Raw genomic sequence first — 23,525 nt, forward strand, 5'->3', positions numbered from 1 at the left:
CTTTAGAAGTTTGCTTTTATGTTAAAACCGATGTATCGTTGAGAAGGTGAATTCAAACTTTCATAACCACTGCTGTCTCCTCCTTTGTCAGGATCTGCATATTTGTATTCTTTCGCCCATAAAAATAAATTCTGACCTGTAAGACTGACTGATGCTGATTTCATTCCTATTTTTCCACACCACAATTGAGGTATGTCATAAGTAAATGTCAGATTTCTTAGTTTGAAAAATGTTTCATCCAATACATTCTGACGGCTGGGGCGGCTTGTTGAATCGTGATATTTTGAAATATATGCTTCATAAGATACAACGACATCATTAGGAGCGAACACGCGGGTGTCACTGATGATATTTCCATCTGGATCACGTTCAACACTACCGGATACCACTTTTACACCTTCTCCGATGAATGTTTTGTTTCCATTGACCACTTCTTCATATCGCCATTGATTGTCAGAATCTTTATGTGCTCCGGAGTTCCATAACATTTGGTGGGTACGTGAATATGACATGCCACCAATACGTCCATCGATAGTGAAGTTAAGTGTAAAGTTTTTATATCTGAAAGTATTAGTAATACCCCAAACCAAGTCAGGTGTCAGGTTTCCTACTTTGGTCTTGAAGTTTTGTTTTACCGGAATACCTCCGTTATGTATAATATTTCCGTCTGGATCTCTGTCCCAGTCGTAGATGTCGAACCAATCCCAGCTTTCTCCTTTTTTTACCCAGGGTTTTTTAGTTGAATAATCTGGGTCGATTTTGAAGTAAGAATATTTATCATGTCCCCAGTTTGTAAGGATGTCCCACTGGAAATCTTTGTTTTTTATAGGACTTCCCCCTATCGTTAATTCATAACCGTTTCTCAATCTTTCTTCTTTAAAGTTGACTTGCACAGAACTGAAACCTGTTGCAGAACTTATACCTCCGGAAATAATGAAGTCCGATTCAAGTTTTCTGAAATATGCTAAGTCTGCATATAATCTATTATTAAAGAAGTTTGCGGCTGTTCCGACTTCATATACCATTGATTTTTTTGGATGTACATTACCTCCGATTAGAGATGAAGGATAAGAAGCGGTACCAAGTCCGTCCCAAACATTCGTAGAGACAGAGTAAACATTATTGTTGTCATAGACGCCTGCATCCTGTTTGGAGGTTGTCCATGAACCTCTTATCTTCCAGAAATTCCAAGCTTCGGGTAAAGTGATGATCTCTGATAATACCACACTTCCGGCGACGGAAGGATAGAAGTAAGAACGTGTCTCTTTGGATAATGTGGATGACCAGTCGTTACGTCCGGTTACATCAAGGAAATAGGTACTGGCCCATGATAATGACAATTTACCATATAAGCTGTTTACTCTTTTCCTTTTCAATTCACTGCTGGCATCGATAGGATCGACGCTGGCTTTTAGAGAATAAAATCCGGGAATAGTCAGACCGCCGGAGGTGGTGCTTCTCATTTTGTCATCCGAATAGAAATAAATATTACCACCGGCTAATACATTCATATTTAGTTTTCCCCATGTCTTGTCTGCCATTAACATGGCGTCTGTATTGATACTGTAACCGGAAGTGCGACTGATACCGAAGAATCCGTTTTTATCCCATGCATAATTGGCACTTTTCGCATTTCTCCATTCATTTTTCTTGGAATAAAAGTCCAATCCGCCTCTTAACATGGCTTTCAGCCAAGGAGTAATTTCATAGGACGAATTCATATACACATTCAATATATCAGTATCATAAGCATCGACAACTTCGTTGGCTTTAAACCACGGATTGTCATACCAGCTATTATCGTACCAGTTTTGCTGTTCATTTTCTTTACCTTCAACCCAATAATTTTTATAATCGCGTACATCATATTCCGTACCACCCCAAATTACCATGTCATAAATATAGCTGCCGCTATAACCTGAACCGTTGTCGTTTGATGACACACGTTTGTTGTATGACGCTGATCCTTCCAGTTTGAAATTTTTGTAACTCATTTCACCTCCGGCAGTATAAGTTATTTTGTTCAGTTTTTGGTTAGGATATTGTCCCTTGTTGAACACGTGGGTCAATGATGTTCTGAACGAGCCGTACTTTCCTTTTTGCGAGACACTGACATTGTTGTTTGTAATCGCACTGAATTGGAGGAAGTTTTTAAAGTTATTTTTTCCTTTGGATGTTAACTCCATTTCTCTCCACTCGAATGTTTCCGGGTCGTATTGAATAGCCGTTCTTCCGATATCCAATTTGTCTCCCCATACATAATCGCTGTTGTATTTTCCGCCGTAGCCTCTACTATAAGATGATTGTACTTCAGGGAATGCCAGATATCCTGCGAAAAACATTGTGTTACTGTTGATCTCTACATTAATACCTTCATTTTGTGAACCTCTCTTGGTAGTGATCATGATCGCACCGGTAGTACCGCGTGCTCCGTATAAAGCAGAAGCGGTGGCACCTTTTAAGACATCGATGGATTCGATATCGTCAGGTGCAATTTCGTTCAATGTCATATTTCCATATGGGATACCGTCGATGATCAATATGGGAGTTTCTCCTCTTAATTTCAAAGAGGGAGCTTCATTGAATTCGGTACTGTTTTTAACATTTAAACCTGCCACTTTTCCGGTTAATGAAGTTCCGACATCGATACTTTTTGCTGAGGTTAATGCTTTCGCATCTACTTTTTGAACCGCATATCCCAAAGCTTTTTCTTCACGTTTGATACCTAACGCTGTTACAACTACTTCATTTAAGTTTTGAGTGTCTTCTGTCAATTGTATGTTGAAGACTGTCTGGTTTCCTACGACAATAGCTTTGGATACATATCCGATATAGGAGATTACCAATGTCGATTTATTGGGTACGGATAAACTAAATTTGCCGTTGATATCGGTTACGGTACCGTTTGTAGATCCTTTCTCCAATACATTTGCTCCGATGATTGGTTCGCCATTGCTATCGGTAATAGTGCCGGATATATTTTTTATGGATTGCTGTACGACAGCACTCATCAGCATCTCTTTGGGAGAGAGGATAATGCTTTTATCCAAAACCTTATAACTGATATCCGTTCCATTGAATAATTGTTCAAGAACGTTGAATACATCCTTTTTTTTACTTTTAATAGAAACAACACGATTCGTATTTACCTGCTTGTTGTTATAGAAGAAGTGAAACTCAGATTGTTTCTCAATTTCATCCAGGACCTCTTGTACCGTTTTGTTGTTAACGTTCAGAGTTAGTGTTGTAGATTGACTGTAACTTTCGGAGGCATATGCCAGTCCGATGCATACAAATAACATTATTGCGGTGAGTCTCATACATAATGGTATTTTTTTCAGGACAATAAACGATAAATTCACCATCCTGAAATGTTGGATGCTAAAATAATTTGTCATAGATTTGTAAGTGATTTTAGAGTTAAAAAAATTCATTTGCTGGAGCTTGTCGCCAAACAAGCTTACAGTTGTTTTTCATACGGAGAAATACGCCAATATTTTTCCGTATGTTTTTTCTAAGGAGGCTTCTTTCTTTTCATGCTGTACTTAATTTAGGTTACACAAAAGATTAATATAATTCGACAATTGTCTTTTCGGATATTTTATTTTGACTGATATCCGGATCAATGAATTTGTATTGAATATCAGTTGATAAGCGAAAATGTTCAAGTATCAGATGGAGATGTTGTCCACTAAATGTACCAGTAAACGAATTGTTATACAATAGGTCGTTCTTTACGATGAAGTTTGTATTGAATCGTTTACTCAATATTTTTAGAACTTCTTCAAATGGTGTGTTTCTTAAAATAACCAGTCCATCTTTCCAGGCTATTTGTGTTGGAATATAGGATGTATGAAGTTTAATCTTTTTATTTTTAATGTTATATGAAATTTCCTCATCAGGTTTCATTATTACAGATTCTTCTTTGTTGTCCTTATTTAGGAATGAAAGTCTAACTGAACCAGAGACCAAAGTTGTAGTTACTTGATTTTTCTTCTTATAGGCTTCAATATTAAATTCTGTGCCTAATACTTCAGCTTTTATATCAAAAGGTGTATTTACTATAAATTTTTTGGTTTTATCCTTTTGGATGGAGAAGTAGGCTTCCCCGTTAATTTCTACATAACGCGTATCTCCTGTAAATTTTTGTGGATATTTCAAGTAAGATTGGGAGTTTAGCCATACTTTACTTTTGTCTGGCAGATCGACTTTAGCCACCATACCCGGATTTGTCCTGATTTCAATGTATTCAACCGGATCTTCTTTGAGAGCAAAATAAAGTGTGCTGATTAGTAAAGGTAAAACCAATATAGCAGCGATTCTTTGAAGCCAGACAAAGTAATGTTTTTTTTCGGGCTTAATGATCCTTTTCTTTACCTGGACAAGAGCCTGGTCGGAGTTTATTCCTTTTATTGTCTGAAGTGTGTCGGTTGCTAAATAAATATATTGAATGTCACGAGCTATTTTTCTGTTTTCCTCAGATTGGTTCAGCCATTCTTCTACTTCTTGTTTTTGAGTAGCGGATAGTGAACCTGAAAAGTAGTCCAGAAGCATATGTTCGTCTATGTTTTTTTGTGTATCCATTTTGTCTCTTTTATAATTAAGACTAATGAGCGGGAAAACCTCCTAAACGAAAAAGCATTTTTTGTGATATTTTTTTGAAAAAGTTAATCGTGTTGTAATAGGTTGATATGTTGAAAAATGTTATTTTTGCACAGACTCACATTAGTATCACTGGAATTTAATACATTATAGGTCTTAATATGCTTTCAACTACTACAGACAACACAAACGATGAGATTCTTTTTCAAAGGATTCAAGCAGGCGATGTGAAAGCATTCGATGTATTGTTTATGCGTTATTATCCTCTTTTGTGTGCTTATGCCAAACAATTTGTAAATGTAGATGACGGTCAGGAGATCGTACAAGATGTGATGGTTTGGTTTTGGGAAAACAGTAGCATGCAGGTTATCGAATCCTCTCCGAAGAATTATCTATTTAAAGCCGTAAAGAACAGATGCCTGACCCTGATCAATCGGAATGAACTGAAACAACAGATTGTAAATACGTTGTATGCAGATTGGCAGTCACAGTATGAAGATCCGGACTTTTATGTGGTTGAAGAGTTGACGAGGAATATTGAAGCTGCTTTGTCACGTTTGCCGGAAAGTTACCGGGAGGCTTTTGAAATGAATCGCTTCCAGAATATGACTTACAATGAGATAGCACAGAAGCTGAATGTTTCATCTAAAACGGTCGATTATCGTATTCAACAGGCATTGAAACTTTTGCGTGTCGAGTTGAAAGACTATCTGCCATTATTAATGGCCTTAGTCAGAATTGTCTGAAAGACATTTCCGGCTAAAGCCATCCTGATGTATTATTGTCTTTATCTTCGTATTATAAAACTTTCATCCATTTTTCCGCTTTGGCTAAAGCCTCCGGCTTGCCTATATCCAGCAACTGTAAGTTTTCGGCTGCATAGGCATGGATATTTGTTTTAGCACAGATAGCCAGATAGAAATTGATGATCGAGAATTTACCCGTCCATTCTTCCATCCAGTCGAATATTTTCGGTGATATTACATGGATACCGCTAAAAGCGTATTCATTATATTGTTTGGGGTCGAAATCCGGATAATAAGATTTTACTTCTCCGGTTTCATGATTTCTCCATCCGCACAACCGGCTCTCTTTGTTGAACAGGAGATAACGCGATGTGTTACGTTTACTGACCAGCAAAGTAGCGACCGGATTGGTTTCCAGATGGCAATCGTATAACTTTTTCAGATCCACATTCGACATGATGTCGACATTGTGTACCAGAAACGGTTCGTTTCCCTGAAGGAATTTGGCCGCTTTTTTGATGCCTCCTCCCGTGTCGAGCAGGTAATCCCGTTCGTCGGAGATATGGATCTGAACTCCGAAGTTGTTGTTGGCTGCCAGGAAATCGATGATCTGGTCTCCCAGGTGGTGAACGTTGATAACGATCTGATGAAACCCTGCATCCTTCAGCTTCAGAATTACATGTTCCAACATTGGTCTTCCATTTATTGGTATCAATGCTTTTGGTGTATTGTCAGTCATCGGTTTGAGGCGGGTCCCCATACCGGCTGCAAAAATCATAGCTTTCATAATATTGCGTCAAAGATTTGTTCTATATTTTGTTCCCTGTGGGTAAGGTCTACTTTTACTCCGAATTTGGCATGCAGATGCTCTGCCAGATGTTGTGCCGAATAGACGGAACGATGCTGTCCGCCGGTACAACCGAAAGAGATCATCAGATTCGTGAAACCACGGTCCAGATAACGTTTCACCGAAGCATCCACGATCGTATATACATGTTCCAGGAATTGCGTGATTTCCCCGTCTTCTTCCAGGAAGTGGATCACTGGCTCGTCCAGTCCTGTAAAATGGTTGTATCGTTCATATTTTCCCGGGTTGTTGATGGCCCGGCAATCGAATACGAAACCACCGCCGTTTCCGCTCGGATCGTTCGGTATTCCTTTTTTGTAGGCAAAGCTGACGATCTTAACTTCCAGCATCCGTTTTTGTATGTCGTCCCTGAACTGCGTCAGGCCGGTCAGTTCTCTCAGAACGGCGCACAAGTACGGATATTCCGGATAATCATTCTTTAATAACTGCCGCAGATTGTTGATGGCGAAAGGTACGCTTTGGATAAAATGCGGTTTCTTTTCAAAGTATCCCCTGAAACCGTAGGCTCCCAGCACCTGTAGTGTGCGGAACAACACGAAATGGCGTAGCTGGCAGAAGAAATGTTCTTCGTCTACATCAGTATATTTTCGTAATGCTTGCAAATAATCGGCAAGCAATTCGTTTCTCAAATCTTCCGGGTAATTGGCTTTAGCCTGCCAAAGGAAAGAGGCTACGTCATAATAGACCGGACCTTTTCGTCCTCCCTGAAAATCAATAAACCAGGGTTCGCCGTCTTTGATCATGACGTTGCGTGACTGGAAATCCCGATAAAGGAAAGTGGGAGAGGTGTCTTGAAGCAATACATCGCTCATTTTCTGGAAATCATCTTCCAGGCGGTCTTCCTGAAACTCCATCCCCGTCGCTTTCAGAAAGCAATATTTGAAGTAATTCAGGTCCCAAAGAATAGAACGTTGGTTGAATTCCGGTTGAGGATAACAGTTCTCATACTCGAATCCTTCGGCGCCGGCATACTGGATAGAAGGAAGTTGCGTGATTGTTTTGTGTAACAACCGGCGTTCCTCTTCATCGAATACACAGCTTTTGCGTCCTTTTTCTATGGCATTGAAAAGCATGGTGTCGCCCAGGTCTTCCTGCAAATAAAAAAAATAATCGTCCGAATGAAAATGCACTTCCGGGACGGAAATACCTTTTCCCCTGAAAAATCCGGACATATAAATAAACGCTTTGTTCTCCTCCTGGGAAGAGCCGCTGACCCCTATCAATGTTTTCGGGCCGGATATTCTGAAATACCGGCGGTTAGAACCGGATGAAGGTAGTTCTATAATATCTTCGGCCTGCGAACCGGTATATTCGTAGTAGAGTCTTTTTAATTCTTCTGTTACCATGTTTTTTTGAATTACGGCACTAAGGTAAGCCTTTTTTGTTAGGGAAGGAAACTTCTCAAAAACATTCGCAATTGTATTTGCTTTTTGTACTGATGTCTGTGGAATTACTATACGTACTAAATTATATAGCAAGCTTTCGGTGTAGTACATATAAACAATCTATAAATGTTTAACAAAAGCAGTATCATCGATATTGTTTCATCCTAAAGAAACAAGTGTTTCTACATAATGAAACAACTGTTCCATTACTATGAAACAGATTCTCTTAAGGAGGTATTGGGAATGTGAAAAGAGTAAAGGTGATAAGATGCATTGTTCCAGTATGATTTTGCATGAAAAGTCGTCTCTTTTGTACAATATACTTGATTATTAGCGTTTGTTATAGTAATTTCGGATTTAAAATATTCTATCTTTGTACTTAGTATGGGTTAATATGTAAATCAAAAGTGAAATAATATATGAATAGAAAATCTACATTATTGGCTGTGGCGTTGATGGCGGTAAGTTCTTTCACGATGAATGCAGCTAAAGTCACAGATTTGGGGACTACAGATAATTTCTATTATTTGGAGTCTGGAGGTGTTTATCTGTCACTGGCTGGTGTCAAATCGGACTCTGTTGTGGTGAAATCGATTGATGAAACATCGATGACTAAAGCTGCTCTAGATTCGGCTTTGTGGCAAATAGTAGATGAGCAGGTGGAGCAAGGAGTATATTCTTATTTGATTAGAAATAAGGCAACACTACAATATTTGGCTTTTGCATCAGCAGAAAAACCTGTTCCGAATTTGGTTTCGGTAGTAGATGGAGTAGCTCATAGATGGATTTTTGATGAAAAAGACGGTTTAAAGGCCTATTATAGTGGGGAGAAGTATTTGTCATTCTCTATTTCTGATAAAGATCTGTCAATGCTTGATTCTAAATCAGGTAACGTCTTTTCTGTAGAAGCTCCTGCTGAGAAGTTTGTTTTGAAAGCCGATCAATTGGGTGATGGTTTTACAACTTTTCAATTAAAGTTCGGTGCAGCTTATGAGGGAGATATCTTTTCAGGCAAAGATCTGATAGCAAAAGATGTTCCGGGAAAAGCAGGCTACGTTGCGTTACAGTCTAAAGAAGATAGAGCTTATCCGAATGGTGTTGCTAAATATTTTGGAATCGATACATTGAAAACTACAATATCCGGTGCGAAAGATGTATTCGGATATAGGTTCTCTTTAGACTCTACCCGTACGGTGCAGAGGCCGAATGCTGCATGGCAACAATTCAAATTTACAATCGATTTGAAAAATGATTCGCTGGCTATGTTCGTTGCTGCTACTCCATTGGCTGCTGAAACTCCGTTGGATGCTGACACTGTTCAGGTTGTGGTAGCAAGTGTAGATACAAAGCAGGTTTTGACAGTATCAAAGATTGACGAGACTGGCAAGGTGTTGCAAGGGGCTGTTCCTTATGTCGTACTCTCTAAAGGAACTCATGCTAATATACCAACCGGTTCGGGTGTTTATTTTCTCCAGAGTGCAAGCAAAGGAGCCAATGGCGGTAAATATTATGTTAAGAAAAACTCCTTTATGGGGGGAGACAGTGTTCCTTCTGTGAACTTGCCGAGAGGGCAATGGTATATTAAAACTGAAAATGGCAAATATTCCGTTGTCGACCGTGAATCTGATGATGCTTTTATCTTGAATCAGGAAATATTTGAAGTGGCAGAAATGGAGGATACCTATTTACTCGATGGAGACTCTGTAAAAGTTACTCCGGTGTCTGTTGATTTGAAAGATAAATATCTAGGTTCGCGGGCTTATACAGAGAAAGAATTGGCCGAGAAAGGATTTACGCTTCATCTGATACCCGGAATTCCGATAGGTCCTGCTTATCTGTCTACATTTACGAACGATTCTATCTTGAAAGGAACAGGTGATATTTCTAACCAGATTATGTTTAAACTGGTACCGAAGGATACGCAAGTAGTAGCTGGTGCTAAACAGTTAGGCGATGAAATCTCTATTATTTCTTATCAGCTACGTACGTTGTTCGGAACTGATAGAATCGCAGCCCAAAGTGATAGTTTGAAATTGTCCGAGACAAGTGAGCCTCTTTCATTCCACTTTGTTTTCAATGAGACAAGACAATGGTCTACAATGAAAGTTGTGGGTGATGCTGAAGGCCGTTACGTTGGAATGGATATACAGACTGGTTGTCTTCAGTTGACAAAAAATCCGGCTAATGTTATGATCCTGTCTGCTGATGCTCCTGAATATGCTCCTCAGGAAGTTGGTCATAAGCGTTTTTCTACTGCTAATAATTCGTTGGTGATGAACCCGAATACATTCCTGGCTGAACTGAAGATCGAAGGCAATGAGATTACGAAGTCTGGCTATACGGAAGATAATTTTAGTCTTTGGGTTGAGAAAGCTGAAAAGAGTCCGTTGGGTAAACAGTTGTATTATATCTCTTGCAAGGCCATAGGCGCGAAAGAGGGTGACGAAACTCGTTATTATTTGGCAGCTAGTGATACTTTAGGCGGACGTGCCGTATTCATTTCCGATGAATCTGTTAAAACGATGGAAAACAGTCCGGCTCTCTTTGCATTCAAGATGGTAGAGGGTGGTACTTATTATCTGGAAAACCAGAGTGAGTTCAAAAAGGATGATGCTAAACCTTATGTTGGTATGGTGAATGGATTTGCTGTGATGCAGCCTGTTCCGATGGCAGAGTTTACTATTGAGAATGCTCCGGCTCCTGTTGCCAACGAAGAAATCGAAGCGCCTACGACTATTCAGGTAATCGGAAGTACAGGTGAATTCCAAATCCGTAATGCAGGAGGTAAGAAAATTACTTTATCGAATATTCTGGGGCAGACAATCGGTTCCCGCTTTGTATCTTCTGATAATGAATCAATTCAGACAGCAAGAGGTGTTGTGATTGTGTCCGTTGAAGGTGACAAGGCTTATAAGGTGATCGTGAAGTAAAAAAAGATACTCTCAAATAAAAATCCGGTTCTCATATTCAATTGGGAACCGGATTTTTTATGGAGAAAATCAGACCGTTTATTCTTCTGTATTACTTTCCAATTTGCTTTTCAAATAAGCAATTCGCTTGGTTGCTTTTTCTTTCTCTTTCTGAAGATTTTCCAGATCGCTTAATACAGTAGCCAGTTCAAAAGTCGCGGCAATCGCTTTTTTATCCCCGTCAGCTATATATAATGTATAGGGTTTGCCACCTGTGTACTCGGCTTTGACACGTTCTTTTACGTTTGTAGAAATGAACTTGGCAGCATCGAGTCCTTTTTCGCCTTTGTAGGTGACGACTTCAGTTGTTTTTCCCAGATCTTTAAAACGGTAGTTTACTCCGCCGTCGTACGGGATTGCGGCTGTTTCGGCAAACTGGCCGTCTTTCGTACTGACCTTGATGCCTGTATGGTTGATCGGTGCGCCGCCGTAGAAAACACTGGCAAGATAAATCTCGCCCTTTTCGTTTACTCCGCTGCGGATATAACAGCGTTGCACATTCCGCTCCACTGTCTGCTGTTTCCATATATAATTACCGATCTCTTCGTAGACGCTGTCTTTTTCAAAAACGAATCCTTTTTTCAGTCCTTCCGCTTCTTCTGTCTTGATGGGAATAAGGCTATCGCAAAAAGCGATATTCCGTTCCGCCTCTTTCATCTCGACCATACGCATCAGGGAAAGTCCTTCTTTCAATACTTTGAATTCTTTCGGATAGAGTGCGCGGATAGAGTCTATTTCGCTTTTTGCGGCGAAGAGCTCGTTTCGTTCGTACATACTTTTTGCATTGTTCAACCGGGCCCGGGCTTCTTTCTCCGTATTATTGCATGCTGCCAGGGTTACGGCTGCCAATGCGATACATATTACAGACTTCTTCATGTTGTTTATCTTATTCGTTCTGTCTGCAAAGATATATTTTTTATCTTTGCAGTCTCAATGAGTGAGATAAATAAAGCGAATGTATATAGAACAGGAAGATATTTTAAATCATATATCGGCAAAACCGTTCCACATAATTTCAGAGGCCGCAGACGAATTAGGTGTTGAGGCTTATGTGATTGGCGGTTACGTCAGAGATATTTTTTTATACCGTCCATCAAAAGATATTGATGTTGTTGCAGTAGGCAGCGGGATAGAGTTGGCAAAAGTTGTTGCCGGCAAGTTGGGGAAAAAGACGCATTTGTCCGTATTTAAGAATTTCGGAACGGCGCAGGTGAAATCAGGCGACCTTGAGATCGAGTTTGTCGGAGCACGGAAAGAGTCGTATAATCGCGATAGCCGGAAGCCGATTGTGGAAGACGGGACTCTGGAGGATGATCAAAACCGGCGCGATTTTACGATCAATGCACTGGCTTTATGTCTGAATAAAGAACGTTACGGGGAGTTGGTCGATCCTTTTGGAGGATTGGATGATATGGATAATCTGATTATCCGTACGCCACTCGATCCTGATATAACGTTCAGTGATGACCCGTTGCGTATGATGCGTGCAGTCCGCTTCGCTTCACAGCTGGGATTTTTTATTCATCCCGATACATTTGATGCGATTGAGCGCAATAAGGAACGCATCTCCATTATATCCAAAGAACGGATTGTGGATGAATTGAACAAGATCGTACTTTCGCCAAAACCCTCCATCGGTTTTGAATTGCTTGAAAAGAGTGGATTGTTGCAGCTGATTTTTCCGGAACTGTGTGCTCTGAAAGGAGTGGAAACAAAAGAAGGCATCGGTCATAAGGATAATTTTGCCCATACCTTAATGGTGTTGGACCGTTTGAGTAAAACAACGGATAATCTGTGGCTTCGGTGGAGTGCGATTTTCCATGATATAGGAAAACCGGCAACTAAACGTTTTGATCCTCGTCTGGGATGGACGTTCCACAATCATAATTTTATCGGCGAGCGTATGCTGCCGGGTATTTTCCGTCGGATGAAGTTGCCGATGAATGAGAAAATGAAGTATGTACAGAAAATGGTAACCCTTCATATGCGTCCCATAGCTTTGGCAGACGATGAAGTGACAGATTCTGCCATCCGTCGTTTGTTGTTCGATGCCGGTGACGATATCGATGACTTGATGAAGCTTTGTGAGGCGGATATCACCAGTAAGAATCCGGAAAAAGTCCGCCGTTTTCTGAATAACTTCCGGTTGGTTCGTGAGAAGTTGGCAGAAATAGAAGAGAAAGACCGGGTACGGAATTTCCAGCCGCCTGTCTCGGGTGAGGAAATTATGGAAACATTCTCCCTGCCTCCTTCACAGCCGGTAGGCGTCATAAAAGAAGCCATCAAGAATGCTATTCTGGACGGCATAATTCCTAATGAATATGAGGCAGCTAAACAGTTTATGCTGGAACGGGCTGCAAAGATGGGGTTGAAGCCAGTTAGGGGATAATTCCTTTAAGTATAAATAGTTACAGAGTAAATATAATTAATTAGATCCGGTTTTTATATTCAATAAGCCGGATCTGATCTTTTCAATAGATAAAAATATCACTTTCCTTTTAGCAATTCTGCTGCTTCATCTCCGAAAACGATTTTTAGCACCTGCTCTTTTTTATCGTTGTCCAGCTTGATTTGTAATACTGTTTCTGTTGATATATTACTTTCCTTGCTCAGAACATATTTATCCGGATATGCAATAATGTTTATTACTGATTCTTGCAGAGCGTTTGCAATTTGTAATAATGTGTTGTATTTAAGTTCCCGCTCTCCTGACATAATAAGACTTAACCCAGCTTGTTTTAAGCCGATCTGACTAGCTAAATATTCTTGCGAATATCCTTTGTTTCTGCGAATTGCATCTATATTCCTTAGTATATCGTTCATGTAAGCAATTTAGTGTTTGTGGTTTGAATAAATAAATGATATTTGTAATAAAAAATTGCACTTATGTTTGCTAATATAACAAAATGTAATATCTTTGCTGCTGTGATTTTCTTAATTCTCTTAATAGATTTTGTGTTCCCATTTTGAAACATTTTGCTATTAAGTCTAATAGTTAACCTAATTTGTCTGAAGATTATGTTGATCTATAGAAGGTTATGTTTGTTTGGTAAATGAGGTGTCCGGTATGTGTATGAAGGGGACTGTTTTCCTTTGTAATACGGTTTTCAAGATATATGCCAGTTGTTTCTCTGTAATAAAGATTGCACTTTGTTAAGTAATGGAGAAGATAAAATTTAAGTTTATATAATTCACTAGTATTCATTTTAATATTGCTTGCCTATGATTATGAATTTTTAATTCCAATGTTTTCTATTCGGATATGTAGTCATATCCATTGTGTTTTTTAACCTTATATTCATTTAATAACAGAAGGAAATGAAAGAATCTTTTTTAGACATACATTTAAAAGGATGTCGTGTTAAAAGCAATTTATTCAGAATGTTAACCTTATTGCTTTTAATTTTTTGTACGACAAATGTATTTGCACAGCAGAAAAATGTCAGGGGAACGGTTGTTGATGCTTCGGGGGATCCTCTTATTGGTGTAAATGTTTCAGTAAAAGGAATGACAATCGGTATAATTACCGATATGGAGGGTAGATATCAACTGGAAGTACCGGCCAATGCTACGCTTCTCTTTTCTTATATCGGATATCGTTCGCAGGAGATTGCGGTAGGTAATCAGTTATCGATCAATATTACGATGCAGGAAGATACTCAAAATATAGATGAGGTTGTGGTTGTCGGATATGGAGTTCAGAAAAAAGAAACTGTTACAGGTGCTGTCTCCACATTGAAGGGGGATGATTTAATAAAAACACCAGTAGCGAATCTATCAAATGCCATAGCTGGTAAAATGTCGGGAGTGGTAACATTTCAGCGTTCCGGTGAACCGGGTTACGATGGAGCAACAATTCGTATTCGCGGTTCAAATACATTAGGAAATAATGATCCGTTGGTTGTCATTGACGGAGTAGCGGCGAGAACTGGTGGTTTGGAGCGTCTTGACCCAAACGAGATTGAAACGATGTCTGTACTGAAAGATGCGTCTGCGGCTATCTATGGGGCACGTGCAGCCAATGGTGTAATCTTGATAACTACTAAAAAAGGACGTGCGGGCAAGAAACCGGTGTTTTCTTATTCTTTTAACCAAGGATGGTCTAAGCCTACCAATCTACCGGAAATGTGTGATGCTCCTCAATATGCAGAGTTGATGAATGAATTGTATATGAATAAAGCCATGAAAAATCCGGCTAAGAATAATGGTGTCGGTATGGGAGATTATACTTTGTTTGCAACTCAGGAAGAAATTCAGAAATATCGTGATGGTTCTGATCCTTGGAGATATCCGAATACGGATTGGTATGCGGCAACCTTTAAAGATTGGTCTCCACAGCGAATCCATAATGCATCGCTGGAAGGTGGTTCTGATAAATATCAATACTTTGTAAACTTCGGACATAAATATACAGACGGGCTTTATCATAAATCAGCGAACAACTACAAACAGTTCAACCTGCGTATGAATGTTGATGCACAACTCAATGATTTTATTAAGGTGGGAACTCAATTAATGGGACGTCAGGAAAACCGTAATTTCCCAAGTCAGGGAGCAGGTGATTTGTTATGGTTCACATCCAGAGGCCGTCCAACTGACCAGGCTTACTGGCCTAACGGACTTCCCGGACCGGCACAGGAATATGGGCGTAATCCGGTTGTTGCCTGTACAGATGAAACCGGTTATACGCATGATAAGCGTTATTATATACAAACTAATGCTAATGTAGAAATTACCCAGCCCTGGATTGAAGGCTTGAAACTTGTAGCTTCCGTCTCTTATGATAAATACTTAAAGCAAAGTAAAACATGGTTTCAGCCATGGACTTTATATGATTGGGATAAAGTGAGTTATGAATCAGATGGCACAACACCTAAATTAACGCCGATGTTGAGTTACCCGAACCATGAGGATCCGGACTTGTCTATGGAGTCTACAGACCAGACAAATACAGTCTTAAGCGGTATTATGACATATAATCGGGTTTTCGGAGATCATGGAGTCGATTTTTTGATAGGTATGGAACGCGACTGGTCCGATGCTGAATCGTTTAACGGATACCGGAGGTATTTCCTTTCTACGGCTCTTCATCATTTTAATGCAGGTGGTGATAAAGAGAAAAATGCCAAGAGTGACGGAGATAACTGGGAACGTGCCCGTATGAATTATTTCGGACGTTTTGCTTATAACTATAAAGAGAAATATCTGGCTGAATTTGTATGGCGTTATGATGGTTCTTATATGTTCGCAGCAGGCGAGCGTTTTGGCTTTTTCCCCGGTGTTTTGCTTGGATACCGTATTTCGGAAGAGGACTTTTGGAAAGAAAATCTCTCTTTTATTAATTACTTTAAGTTACGTGCATCCTGGGGGCAGATGGGGAACGACCAGGTTTATTATGATGATAAATTAAGGGAATACCAATTTGCACCTACCTATTATTATGAATGGGGATATATCATTGATAATGCGGATGAAAAGGGATTGCGCATCAGTCGTTTTCCGAATCCTGCTATTTCGTGGGAACGTGCTAATAACTTCAATGTTGGTATTGAAGCCCGGACATTCGATAATCGCTTATATTTAGAGGCAGATTATTTTTATAATAAACGTTCAAATATTTTATGGCGTAGAAATGCATCTATTCCTACAACTTCCGGCTTAACATTGCCTGCTGAAAATATAGGTAAGGTTAATAATACCGGTTTTGATTTTAAGATTGAATGGAATGACAATATCGGTAAAGATTGGCGCTATAGTATATCTGCAACCGGAGGCTATGCAAAAAATACCATTAAGTTCTGGGACGAAGCTCCGGGTGCTCCTGAGTGGCAAAAGTCGACAGGTCATCCGATGAATACTTCTTTGTATTATGAGTATGACGGTGTATTTAAGGATTGGGATGAAATCAACGATATAGCTAATCGTCCAAATTATGACGGTATAACAAAGGATGCGGACTTAAAACCGGGTGATATGAAATTTAAGGATCTCGATGGGGATGGTAAAATAACCCCGGATGACCGTTATCGTTCGGACCGTACCAATGAACCGAAATGGACATATGGCATTACAGGATATTTGCAATGGAAAAACTTTGACATGAATATCTTATTTCAAGGTGCGGCTGATTCATGGACTAAAGTTTACTGGGAAGCCGGTGATATTGGTAATTATCCGAAAACAGTTTATGACAAGCATTGGTCTATTGATAATCCATCTGACAAATATCCGCGTGTAAACGAACGCAGTCAGTATTATTGGGATGGAACGGCGGCCGGTAACAACACTTACTGGATGGTCAATACGAATTATATCCGTTTGAAAAATCTTGAAGTAGGATGGAGTATCCCCAAAGCATGGTTGCTGCAAACAAAGTTTATCTCGTATGCCCGTTTGTATGTGAGTGGGGTAAACTTGCTGACTTTCTCGCCAAGTAAAGATATTGACCCGGAAAGTACAAGTTCCAATGCGACAAACTATCCTCAGTCAAAAATTATTAATGTAGGTTTTACTGTAACATTCTAAACTTGATATGAACATGAAAAAAGCGAATATATTATGTCTTTTATCTGTAGCTTTGCTTACTGTGTCTTGCAGTACGGATTTTCTGGATACAAAATCACAGACAGAAATCATGGCAGATGATATATGGAAAGAAAAGAGTCTGGCAGAAGCTTATATGTATGATATTTATTTTGCATTTCAGGATGCCGGTTTTACGGAAGAACTACAGGCTTCGGCTTGCGACGAGGCGATGTTTACACATGGGAGAGAATTTGTTGAGACAAACGCAGGTGCTGTGACTGATGTGAATTTAGGCTGGTTTTCAAAGACTCAGAGTGGGCATCAATGGCAACGTTTATACCTGAATATCCGTTCCTGCAATGATTTTATCGAACATGTGGATGACGCAACATTTGCTGACGATGCAAAAAAGCAGTTGAAGGGGGAGGCTTATTTTTTGAGAGCCTATTTCCTGCATCGTTTAACACGTGGATTTGGCGGTGTTCCTATTCAGTTAAAGGTAACCCAGCTGACTGACGATCCGGAGTCGTTTTTATTATCCCGTTCTTCTTATACGGATTGTATCGGGCAGGTTCTGGATGATATTGACAAAGCTGCGGAGTGTTTAAAGGATCATACGTTTGATAATACGCAGAAGGGCAGGGCTACATTGGCTGCTGTTAAGGCTTTGAAAGTTCGTGTGTTGACGGATGCTGCCAGTGATTTGCATGACCAGGCTACAGCTTCGGCAAAATCGTCTCTGCTTGCTTCTTATAAAAATCCGGAATTGTTGTTTTACACGCAAGGGTCACGAACGGAGCGTTGGCAAGCCGTTAAAGTCGCAGCAAAAGATTTGTTGGATAATCCGATGGGACATGCTATTCCGACCTATGGAGGTACAGGACTTTCTACAGAAGAAAAAGCTCAGGCTATCTGGCGTTTCTTTCTGGCAGAAAGTGCAGATCATATTTTTTCTCGCTATTTTATCGATACAAAAGACGAAAGTGGTACTAAGATGCCGATATTTAATGGCCCTTCCGGTTATCATGGATGGGGAGGGAATACTCCTGTTCAAGATTTGGTAGATGCATTTGCAATGGAGGACGGGAGCAAATTTGATTGGAATAATTCTCAACATGCAAACAATCCATATGGTAATCGCGAACCCCGCTTTTATGCAACCATCATGTATGATGGCATGCAATGGATACAGAGACCCGATGATTATGCTTCTATTGAACCGACCGGAAAAATACAGACAGGTTATTATCAGTTGGATCCGTCTGTAACTGATGACTCAAAGTTTTATGCAGGAATGGATAGCCGTAGTGGCGGTGGGGAAAATTGGAATGCTACATACACTGGTTATTATTTAAAGAAATATATCAATCCTGCCGATGGGGATCACCGTAACAAGATCAATGCGGTTTTTCCGTTCATTCGTTTGTCAGAGGTTTATTTCTGCTATATTGAAGCTTGCATTGAGTTGGGTGAATTGGACGAGGCGAAAAAGTATCTGAATGAATATCGTGAACATGTGAATTTACCGGCTGTTACAACCAATAATAAAGATGAATTACGGAAAATTTATCAGAATGAGCGTCGTCTGGAATTTTCTTTTGAAGAAATTCGCTATTGGGATGTCCGCCGTTGGATGACTGCCCCTGATCTTCCGGGTTTAAATAGTTTGAAAGGTATTCGTGTTACTGCTACATTGAAGTCAGGAGCTGGTGTTCAATACAAGTATACTGCGGATCCGGATATCTGGAATATGCATTATAAAGTTATAGACCTGAATAATGAAGGGCGTCAGTTTGTTGACAAATGCTATTTTTTACCTATAATGCGTGATGAGAAAAACAGTAATCCAAATTTAATTCAAAATCCAGGTTATGAAAATTAAATAAGTTACTAGTTCTTTTTTTATAAAGTACCGTCTTTGTATTAGAGTATAGACGGTACTTTATTCAGCCTTTTGTTGAGCGATTTGCATTAAATCGGATTTATCATTTGTCTATATAACGAAATAAATCCTATCTTTAGGGTCTCAATTCGTAATTGTAAAAATAGTATTATCATGAAAAACAGAAAATTAAGAATGGGCATGGTAGGCGGTGGAAGTGACGCCTTTATCGGTGCAATCCATCGTCGTGCGGCTTTTATGGACAATCAGATCGAACTGGTATGCGGATGTTTCAGCGTAGACCCTGAAATTTCTAAGAGTTCCGGTCTGTCTTATTACTTGCCGGAAGATCGCATTTACAGTACTTATCAGGAAATGTTCGAGCATGAAATGACGTTGCCGGAAGGTGAACGGATGGATTTTGTGACTATCGTGACACCTAACCGCTGGCATTTTGAACCGGCTATGATGGCTTTGGAAAGAGGATTCCATGTTGTAGTGGATAAACCGATGACCTTCTCGCTGGAAGAAGCTAAACAACTTCAGAAGAAAGTGGAAGAAACAGGACTGATCCTGGCTCTGACCCATGTATATTCTGCCTATCCGGCAGTAAAAGAAGCCAAAGAACGTATCGCCAGAGGTGAACTGGGAACGCTCCGCCGTGTTTATGTGGAATATCTCCAGGGATGGCTTTCCGATCGGATCGAACTACAGGGTGGAAATAACGCCGGATGGCGTACAGACCCGAAACGCTCCGGAAAAGCCGGTTGTATCGGAGATATCGGTACGCATGCCTGGCATCTGAGTGAATATATAACCGGTTTGAAGGTGCTGGAAGTTTGTGCCGACCTGAATGCTTTTGTGCCCGGACGTCCGATCGATGATGATGGCGCAGCATTCCTTCGTTATGAGAACGGTGTGGTCGGAACTTTAACCGCATCGCAGGTCGCTGTCGGAGAAGAAAACAATATCCGGATCCGTATTTACGGAGATAAGGGCGGTCTGGAATGGCAGCAGCAGGAACCGAATACTTTATATGCTAAATGGTCGAATAAACCGACAGAAGTGATCCGTATGGGAAATAACGGTTTTATCGGTGATATGGCCAAAATGAATACCCGCACTCCAGGGGGGCATCCGGAAGGTTTCATCGAAGCTTTTGCCAATATTTACAGGAACTTTGCTCATACTGTCATGAGTATCAAGAAAGGAGAAAAGCCATGTGAGGAATGTCTGGACTTCCCGACTGTTTATGATGGCGTAAGAGGCATGCAGTTCATTGAAACGATGGTGGAAGCCGGATACAATGAAAATGTAAAGTGGCAGAAGTGGGTAGATTGATGATCGCACATTAGTAAATCAATATAGGAATGAAATTAAAAATGTTAGCTTGCTGTTGTTCCTTGCTGGGAGTGACAGCATTTGCTCAAAAAAATGAGTGGAAAGATCCGAACGTAAATGAAGTTAACCGTGCCCCGATGCATACCAACTATTTTGCGTTTGAAACAGAGGATGCGGCGTTGAAGGGATGCAAAGAATCGTCAGTCAATTTTATGACTTTGAACGGAACCTGGAAATTTAACTGGGTGAAGGATGCCGATGCCCGTCCGACAGATTTTTATCAGGTAGGATTTAATGATAAAGGTTGGGCGAATATGCCCGTTCCCGGCATCTGGGAATTGAATGGTTTCGGTGATCCTATTTATGTGAATGTGGGATATGCCTGGAGAAACCAGTTCAAGAATAATCCGCCGGAAGTGCCGGTCGAAAATAACCATGTCGGTTCATACCGTAGAGAAATCGTTATTCCGGCAGACTGGAAAGGAAAAGAAATATTTGCTCATTTCGGTTCGGTAACATCCAATATGTATCTTTGGGTAAACGGACAGTATGTAGGGTATAGCGAAGACAGCAAACTCGAAGCGGAATTCAATCTGACCAAATACCTGAAACCCGGCAAGAACCTGATTGCATTCCAGACATTCCGCTGGTGCGACGGTACGTATCTGGAAGACCAGGATTTTCTGCGTCTGTGCGGTGTCGGACGTGATTGTTATCTGTATACCCGTAATCCTAAATATATCCAGGATATCCGCGTAACTCCGGATCTGGATGCACAGTATAAGGATGCCACGTTAAATGTAAGCGTTAACCTGAAAGGTAGTGGTGTTGTGGATGTGAAATTGTTGGATAAACAAGGCAATTCCGTTGCAACAACTACGCTGAAAGGCTCAGGCAAAGTGTCTGCGGATATCGCTGTTTCCAATCCGTTGAAGTGGACGGCTGAAACGCCTAACCTGTATACCCTGGTCGCTACGCTGAAAGAAGGCAATAAAGAACTGGAAGTTATCCCGGTGAAAGTCGGTTTCCGTAAGATAGAACTGAAAAACAGCCAGATCCTGGTAAACGGGCAGCCGGTACTGTTTAAGGGAGCAGACCGTCATGAAATGGATCCGGACGGCGGATATGTGGTTTCCCGCGAACGTATGTTGCAGGACATCAAGGTGATGAAGGAATACAACCTTAATGCGGTTCGTACCTGTCACTATCCGGATGCAAACCTGTGGTATGATCTGTGTGACGAATACGGTATTTATGTCGTAGCCGAGGCTAATGTGGAATCCCACGGTATGGGGTATGGTGAACAAACCCTGGCTAAGAATCCGGCGTATGCAAAAGCACATATGGAACGTAACCAGCGTAATGTACAACGTGGTTTCAACCATCCGTCTATTATTTTCTGGTCATTGGGTAATGAAGCCGGTTTCGGACCGAACTTTGAAGCATGTTACACCTGGATCAAGAATGAAGATAAGAGCCGTGCCGTTCAGTATGAGCAGGCAGGAAAGAATGAATTTACCGATATCTATTGTCCGATGTATCTGGGGTATAAAGGATGCGAAGACTATTGTAATAGTAATGTCGACAAACCGCTTATCCAGTGCGAGTATGCGCATGCAATGGGTAATTCACAGGGTGGATTCAAAGAATACTGGGATCTTGTCCGTAAATATCCGAAATATCAGGGTGGTTTCATCTGGGACTTTGTGGATCAGTCATTGCGTATGAAAAATAAGGAAGGTGTGGAATATTATGGATACGGTGGCGACTTTAACCGCTACGATGCATCTGATAATAACTTCCTGGACAATGGTTTGATCAGTCCGGACCGTAAGCCTAATCCTCATATGCATGAGGTCGGACATATTTACCAGTCGATCTGGGTAACTCCTTCGGACCTGGCAAGCGGTGTCGTGAATGTTTATAACGAAAACTTCTTCCGTGATTTGAGTGGTTATTATGCAGAATGGGAATTGCTGGCTGATGGCGAAGTAGTTCAGACAGGCATGGTCAAAGATCTGGAAGTGGCTCCGCAACAGACCAAATCTGTAAAGTTGAACTATACTACGGACGGAATCTGCAAATGCAAGGAATTGCTGTTGAATGTCGCTTTCAAACTGAAAAAAGCGGAAACAATGCTTCCGGCGGGATATACGGTTGCTAAAAACCAGTTGGTTGTCCGCCCGTATAAGGCTCCGGAATTGAAACTGGCAAATGTTGAAAAGGTAAATGTTGCCACGGTAACCCCGGTAATTACAGAAAATGATTACAACTATCTGATCGTTACAGGTGAAAACTTCCGTATCGAGTTCAATAAACATGACGGTTTCCTTTGCAAATATGATGTAAAGGGCCAGGCTTTGATCGATGAAGGCGGCAAGCTGACTCCAAACTTCTGGCGTGCTCCGACCGATAACGATATGGGAGCCGGTTTGCAGAACAGATATGCAGCATGGAAAAAGCCGGGACTGAAACTGACCTCTTTGACAAATAAGATGGAAAACGGTCAGGCGGTAGTAAATGCAGAATATACAATGGAAGCCGTATCGGCTAAGTTGTCCGTTTCTTATACCATTAATAATGAAGGTGCCGTAAAAGTAACACAGAAGATGATTGCCGATAAGTCGGCTAAAGTATCGGATATGTTCCGTTTCGGTATGCAGATGCAGATGCCGAAAGAAATGGCATTGATCAAATATTATGGTCGTGGTCCGTGGGAAAACTATTCAGACCGTAACAATGTGACCGATCTGGGTAAATTCTGCCAGACAGTGGATGAACAATTCTACTCTTATATCCGTCCGCAGGAAACCGGTACAAAAACGGATATCCGCTGGTGGAAACAGACAAACAAAGGTGGCAACGGTCTGATGTTTGTTGCCGAGGCTCCTTTCTCTGCTTCTGCATTGAACTACTCGATCGAATCACTGGACGACGGTGTGCAGAAAGACCAGAGACATTCAGAATTAGTCCCGAAAGTGGACTATGCCAACCTTTGTATCGACAAGGTACAGATGGGACTGGGCTGTGTGAACAGCTGGGGCGCATTGCCTTTGGAGCAATATCGTTTGCCTTACGGTGATTATGAATTTACTTTCATTATGACACCGATGCAGTCAAATCTTTAAGGGATACTGAAAATAATTAAAAAAAGCATAATCTGCTTACTTATTACGTTAAATAGGTGGGTTATGCTTTCTTTATATT

General features: G+C 40.7%; 13 protein-coding genes. 7 read left to right on the forward strand and 6 right to left on the reverse strand.

The genetic code is table 11. The features are described 5' to 3' along the window. Window positions 1-2 precede the first annotated feature (2 nt). A complete protein-coding gene (locus C825_RS09290) occupies window positions 3-3,320 on the reverse strand; it encodes a SusC/RagA family TonB-linked outer membrane protein (protein ID WP_016213026.1) in 3,318 nt (1,105 codons plus the stop codon). Window positions 3,321-3,567: 247 nt separating this feature from the next. After that, window positions 3,568-4,584, reverse strand: a complete 1,017-nt coding sequence (locus C825_RS09295) for a FecR family protein (RefSeq protein WP_010802278.1) — start codon at window positions 4,582-4,584, stop codon at window positions 3,568-3,570. Window positions 4,585-4,763: 179 nt separating this feature from the next. Here C825_RS09295 and C825_RS09300 point away from each other — a divergent pair, with 179 nt between their 5' ends. Then, window positions 4,764-5,348: an RNA polymerase sigma-70 factor gene (locus C825_RS09300; protein ID WP_010802279.1), complete on the forward strand. Its 585-nt coding sequence runs from the start codon at window positions 4,764-4,766 to the stop codon at window positions 5,346-5,348. 52 nt (window positions 5,349-5,400) lie between these two features. On the opposite strand, the gene C825_RS09305 is transcribed toward C825_RS09300, so the two are convergent. Together C825_RS09305 and C825_RS09310 are read right to left on the reverse strand one after the other, a co-directional pair. Then, window positions 5,401-6,135 carry a nucleotidyltransferase family protein gene (locus C825_RS09305; protein ID WP_010802280.1) on the reverse strand — a complete coding sequence of 245 codons (735 nt, stop codon included), beginning with the start codon at window positions 6,133-6,135 and terminating at the stop codon, window positions 5,401-5,403. Continuing rightward, entirely contained in the window at window positions 6,132-7,562 is a 1,431-nt protein-coding gene (locus C825_RS09310) for a RapZ C-terminal domain-containing protein (RefSeq protein ID WP_044214763.1), read from the reverse strand. Before C825_RS09310 ends, C825_RS09305 begins: the two co-directional genes overlap by 4 nt. A 458-nt stretch (window positions 7,563-8,020) precedes the next feature. On the opposite strand from C825_RS09310, the gene C825_RS09315 reads away from it, so the two are divergent. After that, window positions 8,021-10,531, forward strand: coding sequence for a DUF6383 domain-containing protein (locus C825_RS09315; protein WP_010802282.1), 2,511 nt, complete (start codon window positions 8,021-8,023; stop codon window positions 10,529-10,531). A 78-nt stretch (window positions 10,532-10,609) separates the two neighbouring features. On the opposite strand, the gene C825_RS09320 is transcribed toward C825_RS09315, so the two are convergent. Then, window positions 10,610-11,446 (reverse strand): hypothetical protein, encoded by an 837-nt coding sequence (locus C825_RS09320; protein WP_010802283.1) that lies wholly within the window; start codon window positions 11,444-11,446, stop codon window positions 10,610-10,612. 79 nt (window positions 11,447-11,525) lie between these two features. Between C825_RS09320 and C825_RS09325 the strand changes: the two genes are divergently transcribed. Further along, window positions 11,526-12,959, forward strand: coding sequence for a CCA tRNA nucleotidyltransferase (locus tag C825_RS09325; protein ID WP_010802284.1), 1,434 nt, complete (start codon window positions 11,526-11,528; stop codon window positions 12,957-12,959). A gap of 98 nt (window positions 12,960-13,057) precedes the next feature. Here the strand turns inward: C825_RS09325 and C825_RS09330 are convergent, their stop codons facing one another. Then, window positions 13,058-13,393 carry a helix-turn-helix domain-containing protein gene (locus C825_RS09330; RefSeq protein ID WP_007657339.1) on the reverse strand — a complete coding sequence of 112 codons (336 nt, stop codon included), beginning with the start codon at window positions 13,391-13,393 and terminating at the stop codon, window positions 13,058-13,060. Window positions 13,394-13,951: 558 nt separating this feature from the next. Between C825_RS09330 and C825_RS09335 the strand changes: the two genes are divergently transcribed. From C825_RS09335 to lacZ, 4 genes are all read left to right on the forward strand, one after another. Further along, a complete protein-coding gene (locus C825_RS09335) occupies window positions 13,952-17,095 on the forward strand; it encodes a SusC/RagA family TonB-linked outer membrane protein (RefSeq protein ID WP_229061287.1) in 3,144 nt (1,047 codons plus the stop codon). 13 nt (window positions 17,096-17,108) lie between these two features. Further along, window positions 17,109-18,977, forward strand: a complete 1,869-nt coding sequence (locus tag C825_RS09340) for a RagB/SusD family nutrient uptake outer membrane protein (RefSeq protein ID WP_010802286.1) — start codon at window positions 17,109-17,111, stop codon at window positions 18,975-18,977. A 174-nt stretch (window positions 18,978-19,151) separates the two neighbouring features. After that, entirely contained in the window at window positions 19,152-20,318 is a 1,167-nt protein-coding gene (locus tag C825_RS09345; protein ID WP_007657342.1) for a Gfo/Idh/MocA family protein, read from the forward strand. Window positions 20,319-20,347: 29 nt separating this feature from the next. Next, a complete protein-coding gene (gene lacZ / locus C825_RS09350) occupies window positions 20,348-23,446 on the forward strand; it encodes a beta-galactosidase, LacZ type (RefSeq protein ID WP_010802287.1) in 3,099 nt (1,032 codons plus the stop codon). The last annotated feature ends 79 nt before the right edge of the window (window positions 23,447-23,525 follow it).

The organism is Parabacteroides sp. ASF519 (genome assembly GCF_000364265.2).
In the GTDB taxonomy this organism is placed as follows: Bacteria; Bacteroidota; Bacteroidia; order Bacteroidales; family Tannerellaceae; genus Parabacteroides; species Parabacteroides goldsteinii.